The organism is Rathayibacter sp. AY2B9, from assembly GCF_002931595.1.
Classification (GTDB): domain Bacteria; phylum Actinomycetota; class Actinomycetes; order Actinomycetales; family Microbacteriaceae; genus Rathayibacter.
In genome coordinates this window covers 23,917-39,934 of the sequence record NZ_PSUB01000015.1, presented here as the reverse complement: position 1 = coordinate 39,934, position 16,018 = coordinate 23,917, and the positions used below count along the sequence as shown (strand labels likewise).

The following is a 16,018-nucleotide window of genomic DNA, read 5'->3' as shown; positions in this document are numbered from 1 at the left end:
GCATCTGACGACCTCCCGTCTCTGACGAGACACCCTGTTTTCCGACAAGGAGAAAACATTGCTCGACGTAACCACTTTCGATGAGCTGCGCATCGGCCTCGCAACGGCCGATGACATCCGTCGCTGGTCGCACGGTGAAGTGAAGAAGCCCGAGACCATCAACTACCGCACCCTGAAGCCCGAGAAGGACGGCCTGTTCGGCGAGCAGATCTTCGGACCCTCTCGCGACTGGGAGTGCTCCTGCGGCAAGTACAAGCGAGTCCGCTTCAAGGGCATCGTCTGCGAGCGCTGCGGCGTCGAGGTCACCAAGTCCTCGGTCCGCCGCGAGCGGATGGGCCACATCGAGCTCGCCGCCCCCGTCACCCACATCTGGTACTTCAAGGGCGTCCCCTCGCGCCTCGGATACCTGCTGGACATGGCGCCGAAGGACCTCGAGAAGGTCATCTACTTCGCGGCATACATGATCATCGACGTGGACGACGACGGCCGTCACGCCGACATGCCCGGGCTCGAGAACGAGCTCCGGCTCGAGATCAAGACCCTCTCGGACCAGCGCGACTCCCGCATCGCGGACCGCCTGGCGCGCCTGGAGACCGACCTCGCCGCCCTGGAGGCGGAGGGCGCCAAGAGCGACCAGAAGCGCCGCACCAAGGACGGCGCCGAGAAGGAGATGGGCCAGATCCGCAAGTCCTTCGACGAGGACATCGCGCGGCTCGAGAGCGTGTGGGAGCAGTTCCGCACCCTCAAGGTCGGCGACCTCAAGCCCGAGGACGCGGTCTTCAACGAGCTCGTCGACCGGTACGGCGTCTACTTCGAGGCCTACATGGGCGCCGAGGCGATCAAGAAGCGCCTCGAGCAGTTCGACCTCCAGGCCGAGGCCGAGACGCTGCACCTGCAGATCGCCGAGGGCAAGGGTCAGAAGAAGATCCGCGCCATCAAGCGCCTGCGCGTCGTCAACTCGTTCCTCGCCACCGGCAACTCGCCGGCCGCGATGGTCCTCGACGTCGTCCCGGTCATCCCGCCGGAGCTGCGCCCGATGGTGCAGCTCGACGGAGGCCGGTTCGCGACCAGCGACCTGAACGACCTCTACCGTCGCGTGATCAACCGCAACAACCGACTCCGCCGCCTGCTCGACCTCGGTGCCCCCGAGATCATCGTGAACAACGAGAAGCGCATGCTCCAGGAGGCGGTCGACGCCCTCTTCGACAACGGCCGCCGCGGCCGCCCCGTCACCGGAACCGGCAACCGCGCCCTGAAGTCCTTGAGCGACATGCTCAAGGGAAAGCAGGGTCGCTTCCGCCAGAACCTGCTGGGCAAGCGCGTCGACTACTCGGGCCGCTCGGTCATCATCGTCGGCCCGCAGCTCAAGCTGCACCAGTGCGGTCTGCCCAAGCAGATGGCGCTGGAGCTGTTCAAGCCGTTCGTGATCAAGCGCCTGATCGACCTGTCGCACGCGCAGAACATCAAGGCCGCCAAGCGCATGGTGGAGCGCTCGCGCCCGCAGGTGTGGGACGTGCTCGAGGAGATCATCCGCGAGCGCCCCGTCCTGCTGAACCGCGCGCCCACGCTGCACCGTCTCGGCATCCAGGCCTTCGAGCCCCAGCTGGTCGAGGGCAAGGCGATCCAGCTGCACCCGCTCGTCTGCGCCGCGTTCAACGCGGACTTCGACGGCGACCAGATGGCCGTCCACCTGCCGCTGTCCGTCGAGGCCCAGGCCGAGGCGCGCATCCTGATGCTCGCGTCGAACAACATCCTCAAGCCCTCGGACGGCCGTCCGGTCACCCTGCCCACGCAGGACATGATCATCGGCCTCCACCACCTGACGACGATCCGCGAGGGCGCCGCCGGCGAGGGCCGCGCGTTCTCCTCCGTCTCGGAGGCGATCCTCGCGAAGGACCAGGGCTCGCTGCACCTGAACTCGAAGGTCAGGATCCGCATGTCGGACGTGTACTTCGCGCAGGGTCAGGCACCCGAGGGCGTCGAGATCGACGAGAACGGCAAGGTCATCGCGCCGGTCCTCCTCGAGACCACGCTCGGCCGCGCCCTCTTCAACGAGGCGCTGCCGGTCGACTACCCCTACTTCGAGCAGGTCGCCGACAAGACGACCATCTCCGGGATCGTCAACGACCTCGCGGAGCGCTACCCGAAGGTGGAGGTCGCCGCCTCCCTCGACCGGATCAAGGACGCCGGCTTCTACTGGGCCACCCGCTCGGGTGTCACCGTGGCGCTGTCCGACATCCTCACGCCTCCGTCGAAGCCCGAGATCATCGCGGGCTACGAGAAGAAGGCCGCGAAGGTCGAGTCCGAGTACGACAAGGGTCTGACCACTCAGGCCGAGCGCCGCCAGGAGCTCGTGAAGATCTGGACCGAGGCGACCGACGAGGTCGCCAAGGCCATGCGCGCGAACTTCCCGACGGACAACACCATCAACCGCATGGTCACCTCCGGTGCCCGCGGCAACTGGCTGCAGGTGCGCAACATCGCCGGCATGCGAGGCCTGGTGAACAACCCGAAGGGCGAGATCATCGCCCGACCGATCATCTCCTCGTACCGCGAGGGCCTGTCGGTCGCCGAGTACTTCATCGCCACGCACGGTGCCCGCAAGGGCCTGGCCGACACCGCGCTCCGCACCGCGGACTCGGGCTACCTGACGCGTCGACTCGTCGACGTCTCGCAGGACGTCATCATCCGCGAGGAGGACTGCGGCACCTCGAAGGGCCTCGACCTGCCGATCATGCTCCAGGACGCCACCGGCGCCTGGATCAAGGACTCCAACGTCGAGAACTCCGTCTACGCCCGTTCGCTCGCCACCCCGGCGTCGAACGAGGCCGGCGAGCTCGTCGCCGAGGCCGGCGAGGACGTGGGCGACGTGCTCATCGAGAAGCTGGTCGGAGCGGGCGTGCGCCACATCAAGGTGCGCTCCGTCCTGACCTGCGAGTCCGCCGTCGGCGTCTGCGCGGCCTGCTACGGCCGCTCGCTCGCCACCGGCAAGCTCGTCGACATCGGAGAGGCCGTCGGCATCATCGCGGCCCAGTCGATCGGCGAGCCCGGCACGCAGCTCACGATGCGCACCTTCCACACCGGTGGATCGGCCTCGGCCGACGACATCACGCAGGGTCTTCCCCGCGTGCAGGAGCTCTTCGAGGCCCGCACCCCCAAGGGCGCGTCGCCGATCGCGGAGGCCGCCGGCCGGATCACCATCGAGGACACCGACCGTGCCCGCCGCGTCATCCTCCAGCCGGACAACGGCGACGAGGCGGTCATCTACCCGGTGCTCAAGCGCTCGCAGCTCCTCATCGAGGACGGCCAGCACGTCGAGCTCGGGCAGCAGCTGCACGTCGGAACGGTCGACCCCAAGGAGGTCCTGCGCGTGCTGGGCGTCCGCGAGGTCCAGAAGCACCTGGTGGGCGGCGTCCAGGGCGTCTACCGCTCGCAGGGTGTGCCGATCCACGACAAGCACATCGAGGTCATCGTGCGTCAGATGCTCCGCAAGGTCACCGTGGTCGACCACGGCGACACGGAGCTGCTGCCGGGCGAGCTCGTCGACCGCTCGCGCTACAGCGAGGTCAACCGTGCGGCTCTGACCGAGGGCAAGCGGACCGCGTCCGCCCGCCAGGAGGTCATGGGCATCACCAAGGCCTCGCTCGCGACCGAGTCGTGGCTGTCGGCCGCGTCCTTCCAGGAGACCACCCGCGTCCTGACGCAGGCGGCCATGGAGGGCAAGCGCGACCCGCTGATGGGCCTGAAGGAGAACGTGATCATCGGAAAGCTGATCCCGGCGGGAACCGGTCTGCCCAAGTACCGGAACGTGTCGGTCGAGGCGACCGAGGAGGCGAAGGCCGAGCGGTACCCCAACCGCATCTTCGCGGACGACGCCGCGTTCAGCGACGCCGACCTCTCGTTCGTCGACTTCGACTCGTTCTCGAGCGACGGCTACGAGCCGGGCAACTACAGCTGATCCAGGTGAGCTGAACGATCGAAGGCCCCGTCGGGACACCGGCGGGGCCTTCGTCGTCCCCGACCCGCGGTCACCCGCACGGGGGGCCGCCCGTTCGCGACGAGCGTCCTCCCCCGCAGGAGCGGGGTGATTGACTCGATGGGTGCTCGTCGGGTCGAGCCTGTACCCGTTCCCCGTCCTGGTCGCGGCACGTGAGGAAACGCGCGGATGAGACTCGTGATCGTCGTGCTGGCCGCACTGCTCGTGGTGGTCGGCGTCGTCGTGGTGCCCGCGGGGCGGGCGGAGGCGGGCGAGGCGGTCGCACCCTCGTCCTGCGGCGTCGCCGAGCTGGCTCCCGTGCTCACGGGCGACGACGTCCGGCCGCGCTCCGCCGCCGCCCTGGTCCCCATCGTGATGCTGCACGGCTGGCTGGGCACGGCGACGCACGACGCCGACCGCACAGGGGCCTTCTCCCATCTCGTCGACATGGTGTCGTCGGAGTCGGCGACCGCTCCGCTCGACGCTCCCGAGCCGTCCCTCCTCGGCCGGCTGCAGCAGATCGACGGCGCCGCGGTCTACACCTTCGACTACCGCCGGCTCGCCGCGCGCTGGGTCACCGACCCGGGGATCAGCGACGCGCTCGCCTCCTCGATCGCCTGCCTCGTCTCCGCGACCGGGCACCGCGCCGTCGTCGTCGCGCACTCGATGGGAGGGCTCGCCGCCCGCCAGGCGCTGAGCGGCTCGGTCGACGGGACCGCCGTCGCCTCGATGGTCTCGTCCGTCCTCACCTTCGGCACCCCGAACACGGGATCCGACGTCGCGGAGCGCCTCGGACGGATGGTCGACGACTCCGGTCAGGTCAGCCCCGCGGTGATCGCAGGACTGGACCCGCAGAGCCGGCTGAGCGTCTCGGCGATGCTCGCCTCCTGCGGGGACGCCGTCTCCGAGGACGCCGAGCACGCGGGGGAGTGCACGGGAGTGCCGATGATCGACGCCCTCGCCTCGGCGGCGGGCAAGGGCCTGCGGACGGGATCGACCGAGCTCGGCTCCCTGCCGCCCTGGCCCGCCGGCGTGCACGTGACGGCGCTGGTGGGTGACATCCAGGTGACCGCCGCCGTGGCGCTCGGCCTCGCCACCGCGCCGGTCGACCTCGGCGACATCATGGTCGCGACCGGATCGGCGACGGCCGGAGTCGACGACTACGTGGTCTCGACCTGCCGCTACACCTACCTCGCCGCGGCGGACGTGCCGTCCCTCGTCGCCGAGCTCTCGCCGTTCGCGCGGCTCGGCGATGCTCTGCGCTTCGCGAAGCTCGTGGTCGACGTCGACGCGAGCCCGTGCCACCACGCGCGGCTGACCCGGAACGTCGACCTCGTCGAGCACGCCACCGGCGTCGTGTCGGACGTCGTCGCGGGCGAGCTGTCCGCTCCGCACGCCTCTCGAGCGCAGACCGCGGCGAGGGCGCTCCCGGCGGCGGAGGAGTCCCGGAGGCGGTCCTCGTGACCGGTCGGCGGACACCGCCGAGGAGACACCATGTCGCGTCAGTTGACGGACGTCTGTCGGGAAGCATACGGTCGGACCGGCCCATGGGGAGGCCGCCTGGGGGACAGGCAGCGCGGCCCGCGCGGCACCCGAGCCGCATGCGCGGGCCGCGCCCGTCTCCGATCTCCTCTCACGTTCCGCGCTCCCTCCGGGTACGCTCGGCTGGACAGTAGATGTCGGAGGCTCCTCCGTGCATCCCGGCGCCGGAGGCCTGATGAGCGACGACCCCCTCGATGCGGAGGAGCCGGCGCGTCCTCCCCGCCTGACCCGCGAGCAGGTCCGCACCCGCCTGCTGGACGCCGCTCTCGCGGTCGTCCGCGCCGAGGGCCTGCGCGTCGGAGTCGCCCACCTGCCCCTCGAGGACGTCATCCGCTCGGCGGGTGTTCCGCGCAGCACCGTGTACCGGATCTGGCCCACTCGCCAGTCGTTCTACGACGAGCTGATCGCCGCGATCCCGGAGCGGGTCCTCGCCACCCGCCTCGACCAGCCGTCCCTGCGGGCCGGGAACTCCCACCTCCACCGCAGCCTCGACCCCGAGCCGACCCCGGCGCAGCGCCGCGAGGCCCTGATCGCCTCCGTCCGGGTCGCCGTCGATGCGAACGTCGACAACGTCTTCTCGTCGCAGCACTGGCGCAACTTCATCGCTCTCGCCGGCGCGGTGGGCTCGCACGAGGAGCCGGCACGGACCGCCATCGGATCCGCTCTGCGGTCCCGCCAGCTGCACTTCATCGACAACATGGCGAAGTACTACGAGCACACCCTCGCCGAGGCGGGGCTCCGGCTGCGCCCGGACCGCGGCTCCGCCGCTCTCGCCTCCGCCGTCTCGGCCCTGATCGAGGGTCTGTGCATCGCGCGGATCGCGGCACCGGAGCTGGTGACCGGCCCGCTCGACCCGGCCGATCCCGAGGGACCGTCGCTGGCGGTGGTGTCGGTGCTGCTGCTGATCGACGGGTTCACCGAACCGGACGAGTGATCCGGGTCGCGGGGTCCGCTCAGTCCTCCGCGACCGGCTCCAGCATCCCGTCGACGATCGAGCGGATCGTCCAGGCCGCCAGGGTCCACTCGACCGGCTCGCCGTCGAGGCCGGGGGCGGTCACCGGAGCGTCGAGGTCGTCGTCGAGGAGCCGGCCCCGGTGCGCGAGCCCGTCGATCACGATCGCGGTGAGGTGGGCGAGCTGGAGCGTCGTGAATCCCGGGCGCATCGTCCCGCCGAAGACCTGCAGCGTCTCCTCGTAGAAGTCGCGCATCCGGCGCGTGAGCATGCCCTCGATCCGCTTCGCCGTGGCGCGCACGGCGTCGCGTGAAGGCCCCTCCTCCATCGAGAAGGTGCAGGCGAGCAGTGCGTTGTACGACGACCAGTCGGCGGAGCGGCGGAGCGACTCGGCATTGGCCCGCGCCCCGATGCGGATGGTCTCCCAGGCGACCCGGCGGCGGCCGGCGGCCGTGGAGAGCAGATCGGTGGAGCGCTCGTAGACCTCGCGCATCTCCTGCTGGGCCTCGGGATCGGCGCCCTCCGCGTACCGGTCCCGCACGAAGACCTCGCCGACCAGGTCGGCCACGAACTCCTCGCGCGTGCTCCAGATCCGGTAGACGGAGCTGCGCGGCACGCCGGCCAGGCGGATGTACTCCTCCATGGGCAGGTGCGCGAAGCTCACCGTGAGGCCGTGGTTCGAGACGACGTCGCGCGCCGTGGCGATCATGCGGCTGCGGACCTGCTCCGCGGGGATCCTCCGGGCCCGCCGGGAGCCCTCTGCGCTGTCGTCCATGGAGAGGGACACTAGCCGGAGACGGTACCGCGGGTGGTCCTCCACGCGCTCCGTGAGCCGATCCGGAGCGCTCTGGGGGCGTCCTCCCACTGAGACGGAATGTCCCATCACGTGCACGACGACGTCGCGGACCGCTACGGTGCAGCCGGGGCGGACCCGAACCTGCCCCTGCTAGGGGACCCCCGTGACCGGATTCGATCGGTTCACGCTGGCCGTCGTCGACGGACCAGCGATCGAGCGCGCCGCGCTGCAGGCGCTGCTCGCGCAGCTGCTGCCGCAGTTCTCGCACGACGAGGAGGGCGTCGACCGCATCGCGGTCCTCGACCTGGACGGTGTGCCCGGCGAGGAGGTGGCCGACACCCTCGAGCGTGCGGCTACCCGGACCGTCGGCCTCGTCGTGCTCTCCTCCTCCGACTCGCTGGAGCCGGTGCGGGCCGTGCTGCGACGGGAGAGAGCGGCCTACGTCTGGAAGGGCGACGACCCCAGCGAGCTCGCCGCGGCGGTCGTCTCGGTCGCCTCCGGCCGGACCTGGATCTCGGACACCGCCCGCCACCGGCTCGTGCACGGGCGCGAGGAGCGCCGCCCGGTGCTGAGCCCCCAGGAGAGCCGTGTGATGCGCGCCTACGGAGCGGGTGCCGCGGTCCGTACCGTCGCGGTCGACCTCAGCGTCGCCGAGCACACCGTCCGCACGTACATCAAGCGGATCCGAGCCAAGTACCTCGAGACCGGCGTCACTCTCGACTCACGGGTCGACTTCTACCGCCACCTCGGCGACCACGACGTCGCCATCCGCCGCGGCGGAGACCGGGTGCGGGCCGGCGCGCAGCAGGCGGCCGGCGACGTGGTCGGCGAGCGCCGAGCCTGAGGCGAGCAGGATCGCGTTCCCGCCGGTGCGCCCCTCGACGAAGGCGGTCGATCCGACCGCTGCGGTCACCGGGAGCAGCTCCCGGACGACCCCGCGCAGGCGGTCCAGCCTCCGGTGGTCGGCGTCGTCGGCGACGTTGACCGCGAGGAGCCCGTCGGCGCCGACCCGGGCGGCGAGCGGAGCGAGGACGGACGCGCGGTAGAACGCCTCCGGGATCTCGTCCCCGTCGTAGACGTCGAGCACGACGAGGTCGGCGCTCCAGGGCGGCAGGGGCCCTGCGGCGTCGGCCGTGAGGAGTCGGACGCGCGCGCCGCGGGGGAGCGGCGCGTGCTCGAGCACGAACTCCACGAGTCCCGTCGCGCTCTCCACCGCGAGCTGCTCGGAGCCCGGCCGGGTCGCGGCGACGTACCGGGCCAGGGCCAGGGCTCCGGCTCCGAGGTGCAGCACGCGCAGCGGCTCGCCGGGCGGGGCGGCGGCGTCGACCACCGCGCCGAGGCGCGCGAGGTACTCGAGGTGCAGAGCCCGGGGATCGCCCGGATCGATCAGCGACTGCTCCGCGCCGCCGACCGTGAGCAGCAGCGCCTCCGGCCGCACGGGATCCGGCCCCAGCACGGCTGTGCGGCCTCCCGGCAGCAGGAGGGACGGAGGCATCCCGTCACGCTAGCGCTCCTCGCGCGATCCGCCCCGCCGCCGCTACGGTGACAGGCATGGCCGCCCTGATCCTGCTCGACGTCGACGGCGTCCTGAACCCCTCCGTCCGCAGCGATGAAGTCATCTTGGTCGAAAAGAGGTTGTTTTGAGGAAGACTGAAAGCACTCCTGTGCCCAGCGAAGAAGAGCGTGCGGTAAATGTGAAACGACTCGCTGACTACTTGGACGAACAATCGATCGAGCACGAGCAGGTCGGGTCGCGTACCGTGTTCGCTTTGCCGAATGGCCGAGAATCTCGAATCGTCAGTATTGACGAGTACGACGCGGACGTTGCTGTAAGCGGTGAGGTTGCGTCTCTGCGTTTTGTTGAATACCACGAAGCAATTGTTTTTACGCAAAATTCGACCTTAGAAGTTGCGCTTACGCGACAAGACGGATCAACGCGGTCGGGAATCAACATCTGGGATATTGTCGCTTACGTGGAAGGCAGTGATCCTCTGGTCTCCGATCTCCCGAAAGACAGAAGCAAATTCTCAAAGCAGGAACTGATTGCCGACCTGATGGGTGTCCCGCTGGGGTGGCAGCTTGTCGTGGAGAAAGCGAATGTCCGGATAGAGATCTCTCCGAAGTCAGATGTGTTCCACGCTCTGCTCGCTTCAGAATTTGGCGAACTTACATCTGCCAAGATCACGACCTCTGGCACTGCGATGTCCTCGCCCGAGAAGATCATCTCCGGTGTGCTTACAGATTTCCTTCTCGAGTTAAACCTTATTTATGGCCTAAATATCTGGATTCAAAAGCCTCCTTCTGGCTCTCGCGAGGTCGCGTTGCCGCGGAAAGCCCGGCCTTTCGCCTTCCCAGTAAATTCGTACTCAACTAACGCCAAATCGTTGTATGCGCACGGCAATGCGGCGCTCGACTTCCCTCTCTTGCGATATTTGTCCTATTACCAGGTTATCGAACATTTCTTTCAGCAATTCAACAGAGAATCAGTTATTGGTGCATTGTCGCGTCTGATAAGAGACCCAACGTTCGATTCTGAAGATCAGGCTGACATCCTTCGACTGATAGAGACTACCGCCGACGCCCACAGGGGGCGGTCACAGGAGCTCAGTCAGCTAATAGGTGCCGTGAAGGCTATGATCTCTCCTGAGGAACTTGAACAATTCATTCTGACCTTCGAAGAGGTTGAACACTTTACTGAAAGACGGCAGAAGATCGCCGGATTGAAGGCTTTGGATCCAAAATCCAGTCGGCTTCAAGAGGAGGTCTCTGAGCGCGTCTATGCGTTGAGGAACAGGATCGTCCACACCAAGGAATCTTTAGAAGGGGCCAAAGATGAAGTCATCCTCCCCTCGAGCCGAGAAGTCTTGGCTATGAATCCGGAGATCGAGCTTGTTAAATGGCTTGCCCAGCGAGCAATAATTCATGGCGCGAAGCGTCGTTGACTCGAGTGAAAAACGAGACGGTTATCCTCGACATCCAGGAAGGTCCGCCGCTACGGTGACAGGCATGGCCGCCCTGATCCTGCTCGACGTCGACGGCGTCCTGAACCCCTCTGTCCGCAGCGATCGCGCCTCGGGCTCGCACCGCCTGGAGCTCGAGCCGGAGCGGGCGGCGCTCGTCTCCCGCCTGGCCGCGGTCGGCACGATCGTGTGGGCCACGACCTGGCCGCCGCGCTTGACGCGGGTCCTCGCCCAGGACCTCGGGCTGCCGGCGGGCACGGAGGCGATCGTCTTCGACGGCGGCCTCCCGCGCGACCCGCGGTTCCCGGGCCGGACGGGCAAGCTCCAGCCCGTCGCGGTGTGGCTGGAGGCGGCCGCCGAGCGCGGCGCGATCGACGCCGTGGTGTGGATCGACGACAACCTCCACGAGGACGCCTACGACTGGGCCCGCGAGCAGAGCACCCCCTTCCACCTGGTGCGTCCGGAGTCGGCGACGGGCCTCACGAGCGACGAGGTCGCCGGTGCCGAGCACTTCCTGGCCGGACTCCCGGCGTCACACGGCGACATCCGGGAATAGGGCCGCCCCCTCCACTGGTTATCGTCACTCCGGGCGGTTCCGCCGAGCAGCGGTCCGCCCCGGGACGACCCGTCCCCTCGTCGATCCCCGCGCCGCATCCGGCGCAGCGGGACCGCCACGACTCCGTGATGCACCGAAGGACAACACCGTGACCCTCTCCGCCCGCACCTCTCTGCGCGTCCTGCTCGGCACGACCGCCGCCGCCGCCGCCCTGGTCCTCGCCGGCTGCGCGCCCGCCTCGACCGACGACGTGGTCTCCGGCTCGAGCGGCGAGGGCACCGCCTCCGCGAGCTCCGGCCTGACCCTGGCCGAGGTCGAGGAGTCGGGGAAGCTCACCATCGGCACCGAGGGCACCTACCCGCCCTTCTCCTTCCACGCCGACGGCGGGACGGGAGCTCTCACCGGCTACGACGTCGACGTGATCACCGCCGTGGCCGAGAAGCTGGGCGTCGAACCCGACTTCCAGGAGACGCAGTGGGACGCGATGTTCGCGGGCCTGGACGGAGCGCGCTTCGACGTGATCGCGAACCAGGTCTCGATCAACGACGAGCGCGAGGCGAAGTACGACTTCTCGGAGCCGTACTCGGTCAGCCCCGGCGTCGTGATCGTCCCCTCGAGCGACACCTCGATCACCGACCTCGCCGGCCTCTCCGGCAAGACCACTGCGCAGTCGCTCTCGAGCAACTGGTACACGGTCGCGCAGGAGAACGGCGCCGAGGTCGAGGGCGTCGAGGGCTGGGCGCAGGCCATCGCCCTCGTCGAGCAGGGCCGCGTCGACGCGACCGTGAACGACCGCCTCACCTGGCTCGACTGGTCCACGACCTACCCCGACCAGGCCGCGGGCCTCAAGGTCGCCGTCACCACCGACGACACCTCCGAGAGCGCCTTCACCTTCCCGAACGGCTCGGACGACCTCGTCGAGGCCGTCGACTCCGCCCTCGACGAGCTGCGCGAGGACGGCACCCTCGCCTCCATCTCCGAGCGCTACTTCGGAGCCGACGTCTCCCAGTAGCCCCACCTCGAGACGGCTCCTCCCCTTCCGGGAGGGGCCGTCTCGTGCGTGAGCGGTCCCGTCGCGGGGGAGCGGCGGAGCGGCTCAGGCCGCGGGTCCGCCCGCAAGGGCGCCCGCCCCGGCGCGAAGCGTGCCAGCATTCCCCAGGAGGCGGACACGATCCGCCCCCGACGCCACCACCCGATCGAGCCGACCGCGGATCCTCCCGCGAAGGCGGGAGAACACAATGGACCTCGTCCTCCGGTCGTTCTGGCCGATCCTCTCCGGGGGCATCGTCGGGACGATCCCGCTCGCGCTGGCGAGCTTCGCCATCGGGCTCGTGCTCGCGCTGGCGGTCGCCCTGATGCGGCTCTCGCGGGTGCGGATCCTCTCCTGGATCGCGCGCGCCTACATCTCCGTCATCCGGGGCACGCCGCTCCTGGTGCAGCTGTTCGTGATCTTCTACGGGCTGCCGAGCCTCGGACTGAAGATCGACCCCTGGCCCAGCGCCACCATCGCGTTCGCCCTCAACGTGGGCGGCTACGCGGCGGAGGTGATCCGCGCGGCGATCCTCAGCGTCCCGAAGGGGCAGTGGGAGGCGGCGCACACGATCGGCATGAGCCGCTCGCTCTCGCTGCGGCGCATCATCCTCCCGCAGGCCGCGCGCGTCTCCGTCCCGCCGCTGTCGAACACCTTCATCTCGCTGGTGAAGGACACCTCGCTGGCCTCCCTCATCCTGGTGACCGAGCTCTTCCGGCAGGCGCAGAAGATCGCCACCGCGTCGAGCGAGTTCATGCTCCTCTACCTCGAGGCCGCTCTGATCTACTGGCTCATCTGCCTGGTGCTCTCCAGCGGCCAGGGCCTGCTCGAGAAGCGATTGGACCGCTATGTCGCCCGCTGACACTCCGACCGACGCGCGGCCCGTGCTCACGGCCCGCGGCCTCCGCAAGTCGTTCGGCGGGGTGGAGGTGCTGCGCGGCATCGACCTGGAGATCCGCCGCGGCGAGGTCGTCGCCCTGATCGGGCCCTCGGGCTCGGGCAAGACCACCGTCCTGCGCTCGCTGAACAGCCTCGAGGTGCCGGACGGCGGGGTGGTCGAGCTCGCCGACGGCAGCGTCCTCGACTTCGACCGCGGCGTCGGACGGAAGGCGCTGACCGGGCTGCGCGACCACTCCGCGATGGTCTTCCAGCACTTCAACCTCTTCCCGCACCTGACCGTCCTCCAGAACGTGACGGAGGGGCCGCTGCGAGTGCAGCGCCGTCCCGCGTCCGAGGTGGTCCCGGAGGCGGAGCGCCTGCTCGAGCGCGTCGGCCTCGGCGGCCGGGGGAGCGCCTACCCCTTCGAGCTCTCCGGCGGTCAGCAGCAGCGCGTCGGCATCGTCCGGGCGCTCGCGCTGCGGCCCGATCTGCTCCTCTTCGACGAGCCCACCTCGGCGCTGGACCCGGAGCTGGTCGGCGACGTGCTCTCGCTGATGCGGGAGCTGGCGGGGGAGGGCTGGACCATGCTCGTCGTGACGCACGAGCTCGAGTTCGCCCGGCAGGTGGCCTCGGAGGTCGTCTTCATGGCCGACGGCGTGGTCGTCGAGCGGGGCGCCCCTGCGCAGATCCTCCGGGAGCCGCGCGAGCCGCGCACGCGGCAGTTCCTGCACCGCCTCCTCCACCCGCTCGAGTAGACGGTCGGCGCTGTCCCCCGTCGACGGGGAGCCGCGCGGCGCACCGGGCGCGGCGGAAGGCGTGCCTATGCTGTCCGGGTGACCTGGAGCAGCGACGCCGAGACCACGCGGATCCCCTCCGCGACCGAGACGTCCGGCGGAACCGGACCCCAGCCGACCCGGGAGTACGTCTGGCCCGAACCCGTGACGGGCCGGCAGCCGACCGTCGAGCCCGTCGCCCCGGCCGTCGCGGCGTCCGCCCCCAGCGCCCTCGGGCCGGTCGAGGCCGAGCCCGAGCCGGTCCGGCGCTCCGGCAACCGCCTCGCGGGCCTCGCGCTCGCCCTCCTGACGACCGCGGTCTTCGCCGTCCTGTACCTCGTCGCCCTGACGGCGATCCGCCTCCTCGTCGACCGCGTCGGCGGCGACCCGGTCGCCCTCGCGCTGGACGCTGCGCCGACCGCGCTCTTCCTCGCCCCGGTGGCCGCGTTCCTGGTCGGCCTGGCGCTGATCGTGCTGGTCGTGAACCGCGCGGGCTGGTGGGCCTACGTCCTCGGCGGCTTCCTCGTCGCCCTCCTCACGGCCGCGGCCGCGCTGGTCGGCGGCTGGAGCGCCGTCGGACCGCTCGCCCTGCCGATCGACCGCTCCCTCGCGCTCGACTACGTCCGCGATCCCGCCGTCCTCGCGGCGGTCCTCGCCGCCGGCGTCCTCGGCCGGGAGGCGAGCGTCTGGGGCGGCGCCGCGATCGCGGGCCGCGCCCGAGGCGTCAAGCGCCGCAACGCCGAGCGCGAAGCGGCCGCGCAGTCGTGACTCCGGAGGGGCAGGGGCAGGGCCGCGGAGCCGGTCTGGGCTACGGCCTCGCGCTGGCCGGCTTCGCCGCGTTCCTCTACCTCGCCCTGGTCGTCTGCGCGTTCGGGGTCCTCAGCCTCCTGCTGGACCAGGACGTCGTGCCCGAGCGCGACGCCGGCCCGCTGCTGGGGCCGGTCTCGGTGGCGGTCTGCGTCGTCGCCGTGCTGGTCGCGATGGTGACCCTCGCCGCCCGTCCCGCCGTCCACCGCGTCCTCGGCCCGTCGCTGCTGACCGGGGTCGTCGTCTACCTGCTCTTCCTCGTCACGGGCGGAGCGCTCTACGGGCTCGGCCGCCAGGAGCCGGGGGAGATCCTCGGCTGGATCCTCGACCACGCCCCCACTGTCTTCGCGATCGCGACCGGCGTGCTCGCGGCCGCCGTCCAGCTCGTGTTCCTCCTGCTCCTGGTTCGTCGCGACGCCGGCGGCCGCAGCCCCCACTGGGGCTGGGAGGGCGACGAGCGGGAGTGACGACGGAGTCCCGGCGCGGCTCAGCGCGGCGCTGCGGCATCTCCCAGGGCGAACGCCGCTCGGTTGACCGGCCCCGTCACTCCCCGTAATATTCTTCGGGTGTGCGCTTTGCCGTGCGCTCGTGTCGTGCCTCCGGGTCGATGCGGTCGCCGCACTTCGCTCCACCGGGTCCGCGAGGATCCGCGGGTTCGTCCGATCGGGCGGCCCCCACGGCATACCCCTCACCCTCCCGGTCCCGCTCGCGGGGCCGCGGGGTGCGTCGGGTCCAGATGAACTCGGCCGTTCCCGGAGACGGGAGGGCCGAATGTCGACCATCGATCCGCTGTCACCGTGCAGCATTCAAGGAGCAAAACCAGTGCCAACGATTCAGCAGTTGGTCCGCAAGGGACGCACGCCGAAGGTCACCAAGACCAAGGCGCCCGCCCTGAAGGCCAACCCCCAGCAGCGCGGCGTCTGCACGCGCGTCTACACGACCACGCCCAAGAAGCCGAACTCGGCCCTCCGCAAGGTGGCCCGCGTGAAGCTCTCCAACGGCACCGAGGTCACCGCCTACATCCCCGGCGAGGGCCACAACCTGCAGGAGCACTCGATGGTGCTCGTGCGCGGCGGTCGCGTCAAGGACCTCCCCGGTGTCCGCTACAAGATCGTTCGCGGCGCCCTGGACACCCAGGCCGTCAAGAACCGCAAGCAGGCTCGCAGCCGGTACGGCGCGAAGATGGAGAAGAAGTAATGCCTCGTAAGGGCCCCGCTCCCAAGCGCCCCGTCGTCGCAGACCCCGTCTACGGCGCCCCCATCGTCAGCCAGCTCGTCAACAAGATCCTCCTGGACGGCAAGAAGGGCCTCGCCGAGCGCATCGTCTACGGTGCCCTCGAGGGCGTCGCCGGCAAGAACGGCCAGGACGCGGTCGTCACCCTCAAGAAGGCGCTCGACAACGTCCGCCCGACCCTCGAGGTCCGCAGCCGCCGCGTCGGCGGCTCGACCTACCAGGTCCCGGTCGAGGTCAAGCCCCACCGCGCCAACACCCTCGCGCTCCGCTGGCTCACCAGCTACGCGAAGGCCCGTCGCGAGAAGACGATGACCGAGCGTCTCATGAACGAGATCCTCGACGCGTCGAACGGTCTGGGCGCCGCTGTCAAGCGTCGCGAGGACACCCACAAGATGGCCGAGTCGAACAAGGCCTTCGCGCACTACCGCTGGTAGCGCACCCCGCGGCCGCCTCCGGGCGACCGCGACCACCGGGCCCGCGGCGTCACCGCTGCGGGCCCGGTCCCGGCGGCGGA

The 16,018-nt window shown here is 69.9% G+C and carries 14 protein-coding genes; 13 read left to right on the top strand and 1 reads right to left on the bottom strand.

The genetic code is table 11. The features are described from left to right. Positions 1 to 58 precede the first annotated feature (58 nt). The 3 genes from C5C25_RS13325 (at position 59) to C5C25_RS13315 (ending at position 6,452) form a co-directional block, all read left to right on the top strand. A complete protein-coding gene (locus tag C5C25_RS13325; protein WP_104226764.1) occupies positions 59 to 3,958 on the top strand; it encodes a DNA-directed RNA polymerase subunit beta' in 3,900 nt (1,299 codons plus the stop codon). A gap of 207 nt (positions 3,959 to 4,165) precedes the next feature. Then, on the top strand, positions 4,166 to 5,440 hold the full coding sequence (locus C5C25_RS13320; protein WP_104250883.1) for a triacylglycerol lipase: 1,275 nt from the start codon (positions 4,166 to 4,168) through the stop codon (positions 5,438 to 5,440). Positions 5,441 to 5,693: 253 nt separating this feature from the next. Next, the gene (locus C5C25_RS13315; RefSeq protein ID WP_104250882.1) at positions 5,694 to 6,452 is read left to right on the top strand and encodes a TetR/AcrR family transcriptional regulator; all 759 of its coding nucleotides are present in this window, start codon (positions 5,694 to 5,696) and stop codon (positions 6,450 to 6,452) included. A 19-nt stretch (positions 6,453 to 6,471) separates the two neighbouring features. On the opposite strand, the gene C5C25_RS13310 is transcribed toward C5C25_RS13315, so the two are convergent. Continuing rightward, positions 6,472 to 7,245, bottom strand: coding sequence for a hypothetical protein (locus tag C5C25_RS13310; protein ID WP_146078982.1), 774 nt, complete (start codon positions 7,243 to 7,245; stop codon positions 6,472 to 6,474). Positions 7,246 to 7,429: 184 nt separating this feature from the next. Between C5C25_RS13310 and C5C25_RS13305 the strand changes: the two genes are divergently transcribed. The 10 genes from C5C25_RS13305 (at position 7,430) to rpsG (ending at position 15,938) form a co-directional block, all read left to right on the top strand. Next, the gene (locus C5C25_RS13305) at positions 7,430 to 8,110 is read left to right on the top strand and encodes a LuxR C-terminal-related transcriptional regulator (protein ID WP_104224576.1); all 681 of its coding nucleotides are present in this window, start codon (positions 7,430 to 7,432) and stop codon (positions 8,108 to 8,110) included. An 820-nt stretch (positions 8,111 to 8,930) separates the two neighbouring features. Further along, on the top strand, positions 8,931 to 10,208 hold the full coding sequence (locus C5C25_RS16325; protein WP_146079480.1) for a hypothetical protein: 1,278 nt from the start codon (positions 8,931 to 8,933) through the stop codon (positions 10,206 to 10,208). Positions 10,209 to 10,272: 64 nt separating this feature from the next. After that, positions 10,273 to 10,782 carry an HAD domain-containing protein gene (locus C5C25_RS13300; RefSeq protein ID WP_104250881.1) on the top strand — a complete coding sequence of 170 codons (510 nt, stop codon included), beginning with the start codon at positions 10,273 to 10,275 and terminating at the stop codon, positions 10,780 to 10,782. Positions 10,783 to 10,930: 148 nt separating this feature from the next. Beyond that, a complete protein-coding gene (locus C5C25_RS13295; RefSeq protein ID WP_374955574.1) occupies positions 10,931 to 11,794 on the top strand; it encodes an amino acid ABC transporter substrate-binding protein in 864 nt (287 codons plus the stop codon). A gap of 226 nt (positions 11,795 to 12,020) precedes the next feature. Beyond that, positions 12,021 to 12,674 (top strand): amino acid ABC transporter permease, encoded by a 654-nt coding sequence (locus tag C5C25_RS13290; RefSeq protein ID WP_104224574.1) that lies wholly within the window; start codon positions 12,021 to 12,023, stop codon positions 12,672 to 12,674. Then, positions 12,661 to 13,446 (top strand): amino acid ABC transporter ATP-binding protein, encoded by a 786-nt coding sequence (locus C5C25_RS13285; RefSeq protein ID WP_104226760.1) that lies wholly within the window; start codon positions 12,661 to 12,663, stop codon positions 13,444 to 13,446. Before C5C25_RS13290 ends, C5C25_RS13285 begins: the two co-directional genes overlap by 14 nt. A gap of 78 nt (positions 13,447 to 13,524) precedes the next feature. Next, positions 13,525 to 14,232 carry a hypothetical protein gene (locus tag C5C25_RS16595; protein ID WP_104295964.1) on the top strand — a complete coding sequence of 236 codons (708 nt, stop codon included), beginning with the start codon at positions 13,525 to 13,527 and terminating at the stop codon, positions 14,230 to 14,232. Beyond that, positions 14,229 to 14,738 carry a DUF6121 family protein gene (locus tag C5C25_RS13275; RefSeq protein WP_104250880.1) on the top strand — a complete coding sequence of 170 codons (510 nt, stop codon included), beginning with the start codon at positions 14,229 to 14,231 and terminating at the stop codon, positions 14,736 to 14,738. The genes C5C25_RS16595 and C5C25_RS13275 overlap by 4 nt, the downstream gene beginning before the upstream one ends. A gap of 355 nt (positions 14,739 to 15,093) precedes the next feature. Further along, the gene (gene rpsL, locus C5C25_RS13270) at positions 15,094 to 15,468 is read left to right on the top strand and encodes a 30S ribosomal protein S12 (protein ID WP_011186743.1); all 375 of its coding nucleotides are present in this window, start codon (positions 15,094 to 15,096) and stop codon (positions 15,466 to 15,468) included. After that, the gene (gene rpsG, locus C5C25_RS13265; protein WP_068251443.1) at positions 15,468 to 15,938 is read left to right on the top strand and encodes a 30S ribosomal protein S7; all 471 of its coding nucleotides are present in this window, start codon (positions 15,468 to 15,470) and stop codon (positions 15,936 to 15,938) included. The genes rpsL and rpsG overlap by 1 nt, the downstream gene beginning before the upstream one ends. Positions 15,939 to 16,018: the final 80 nt, after the last annotated feature.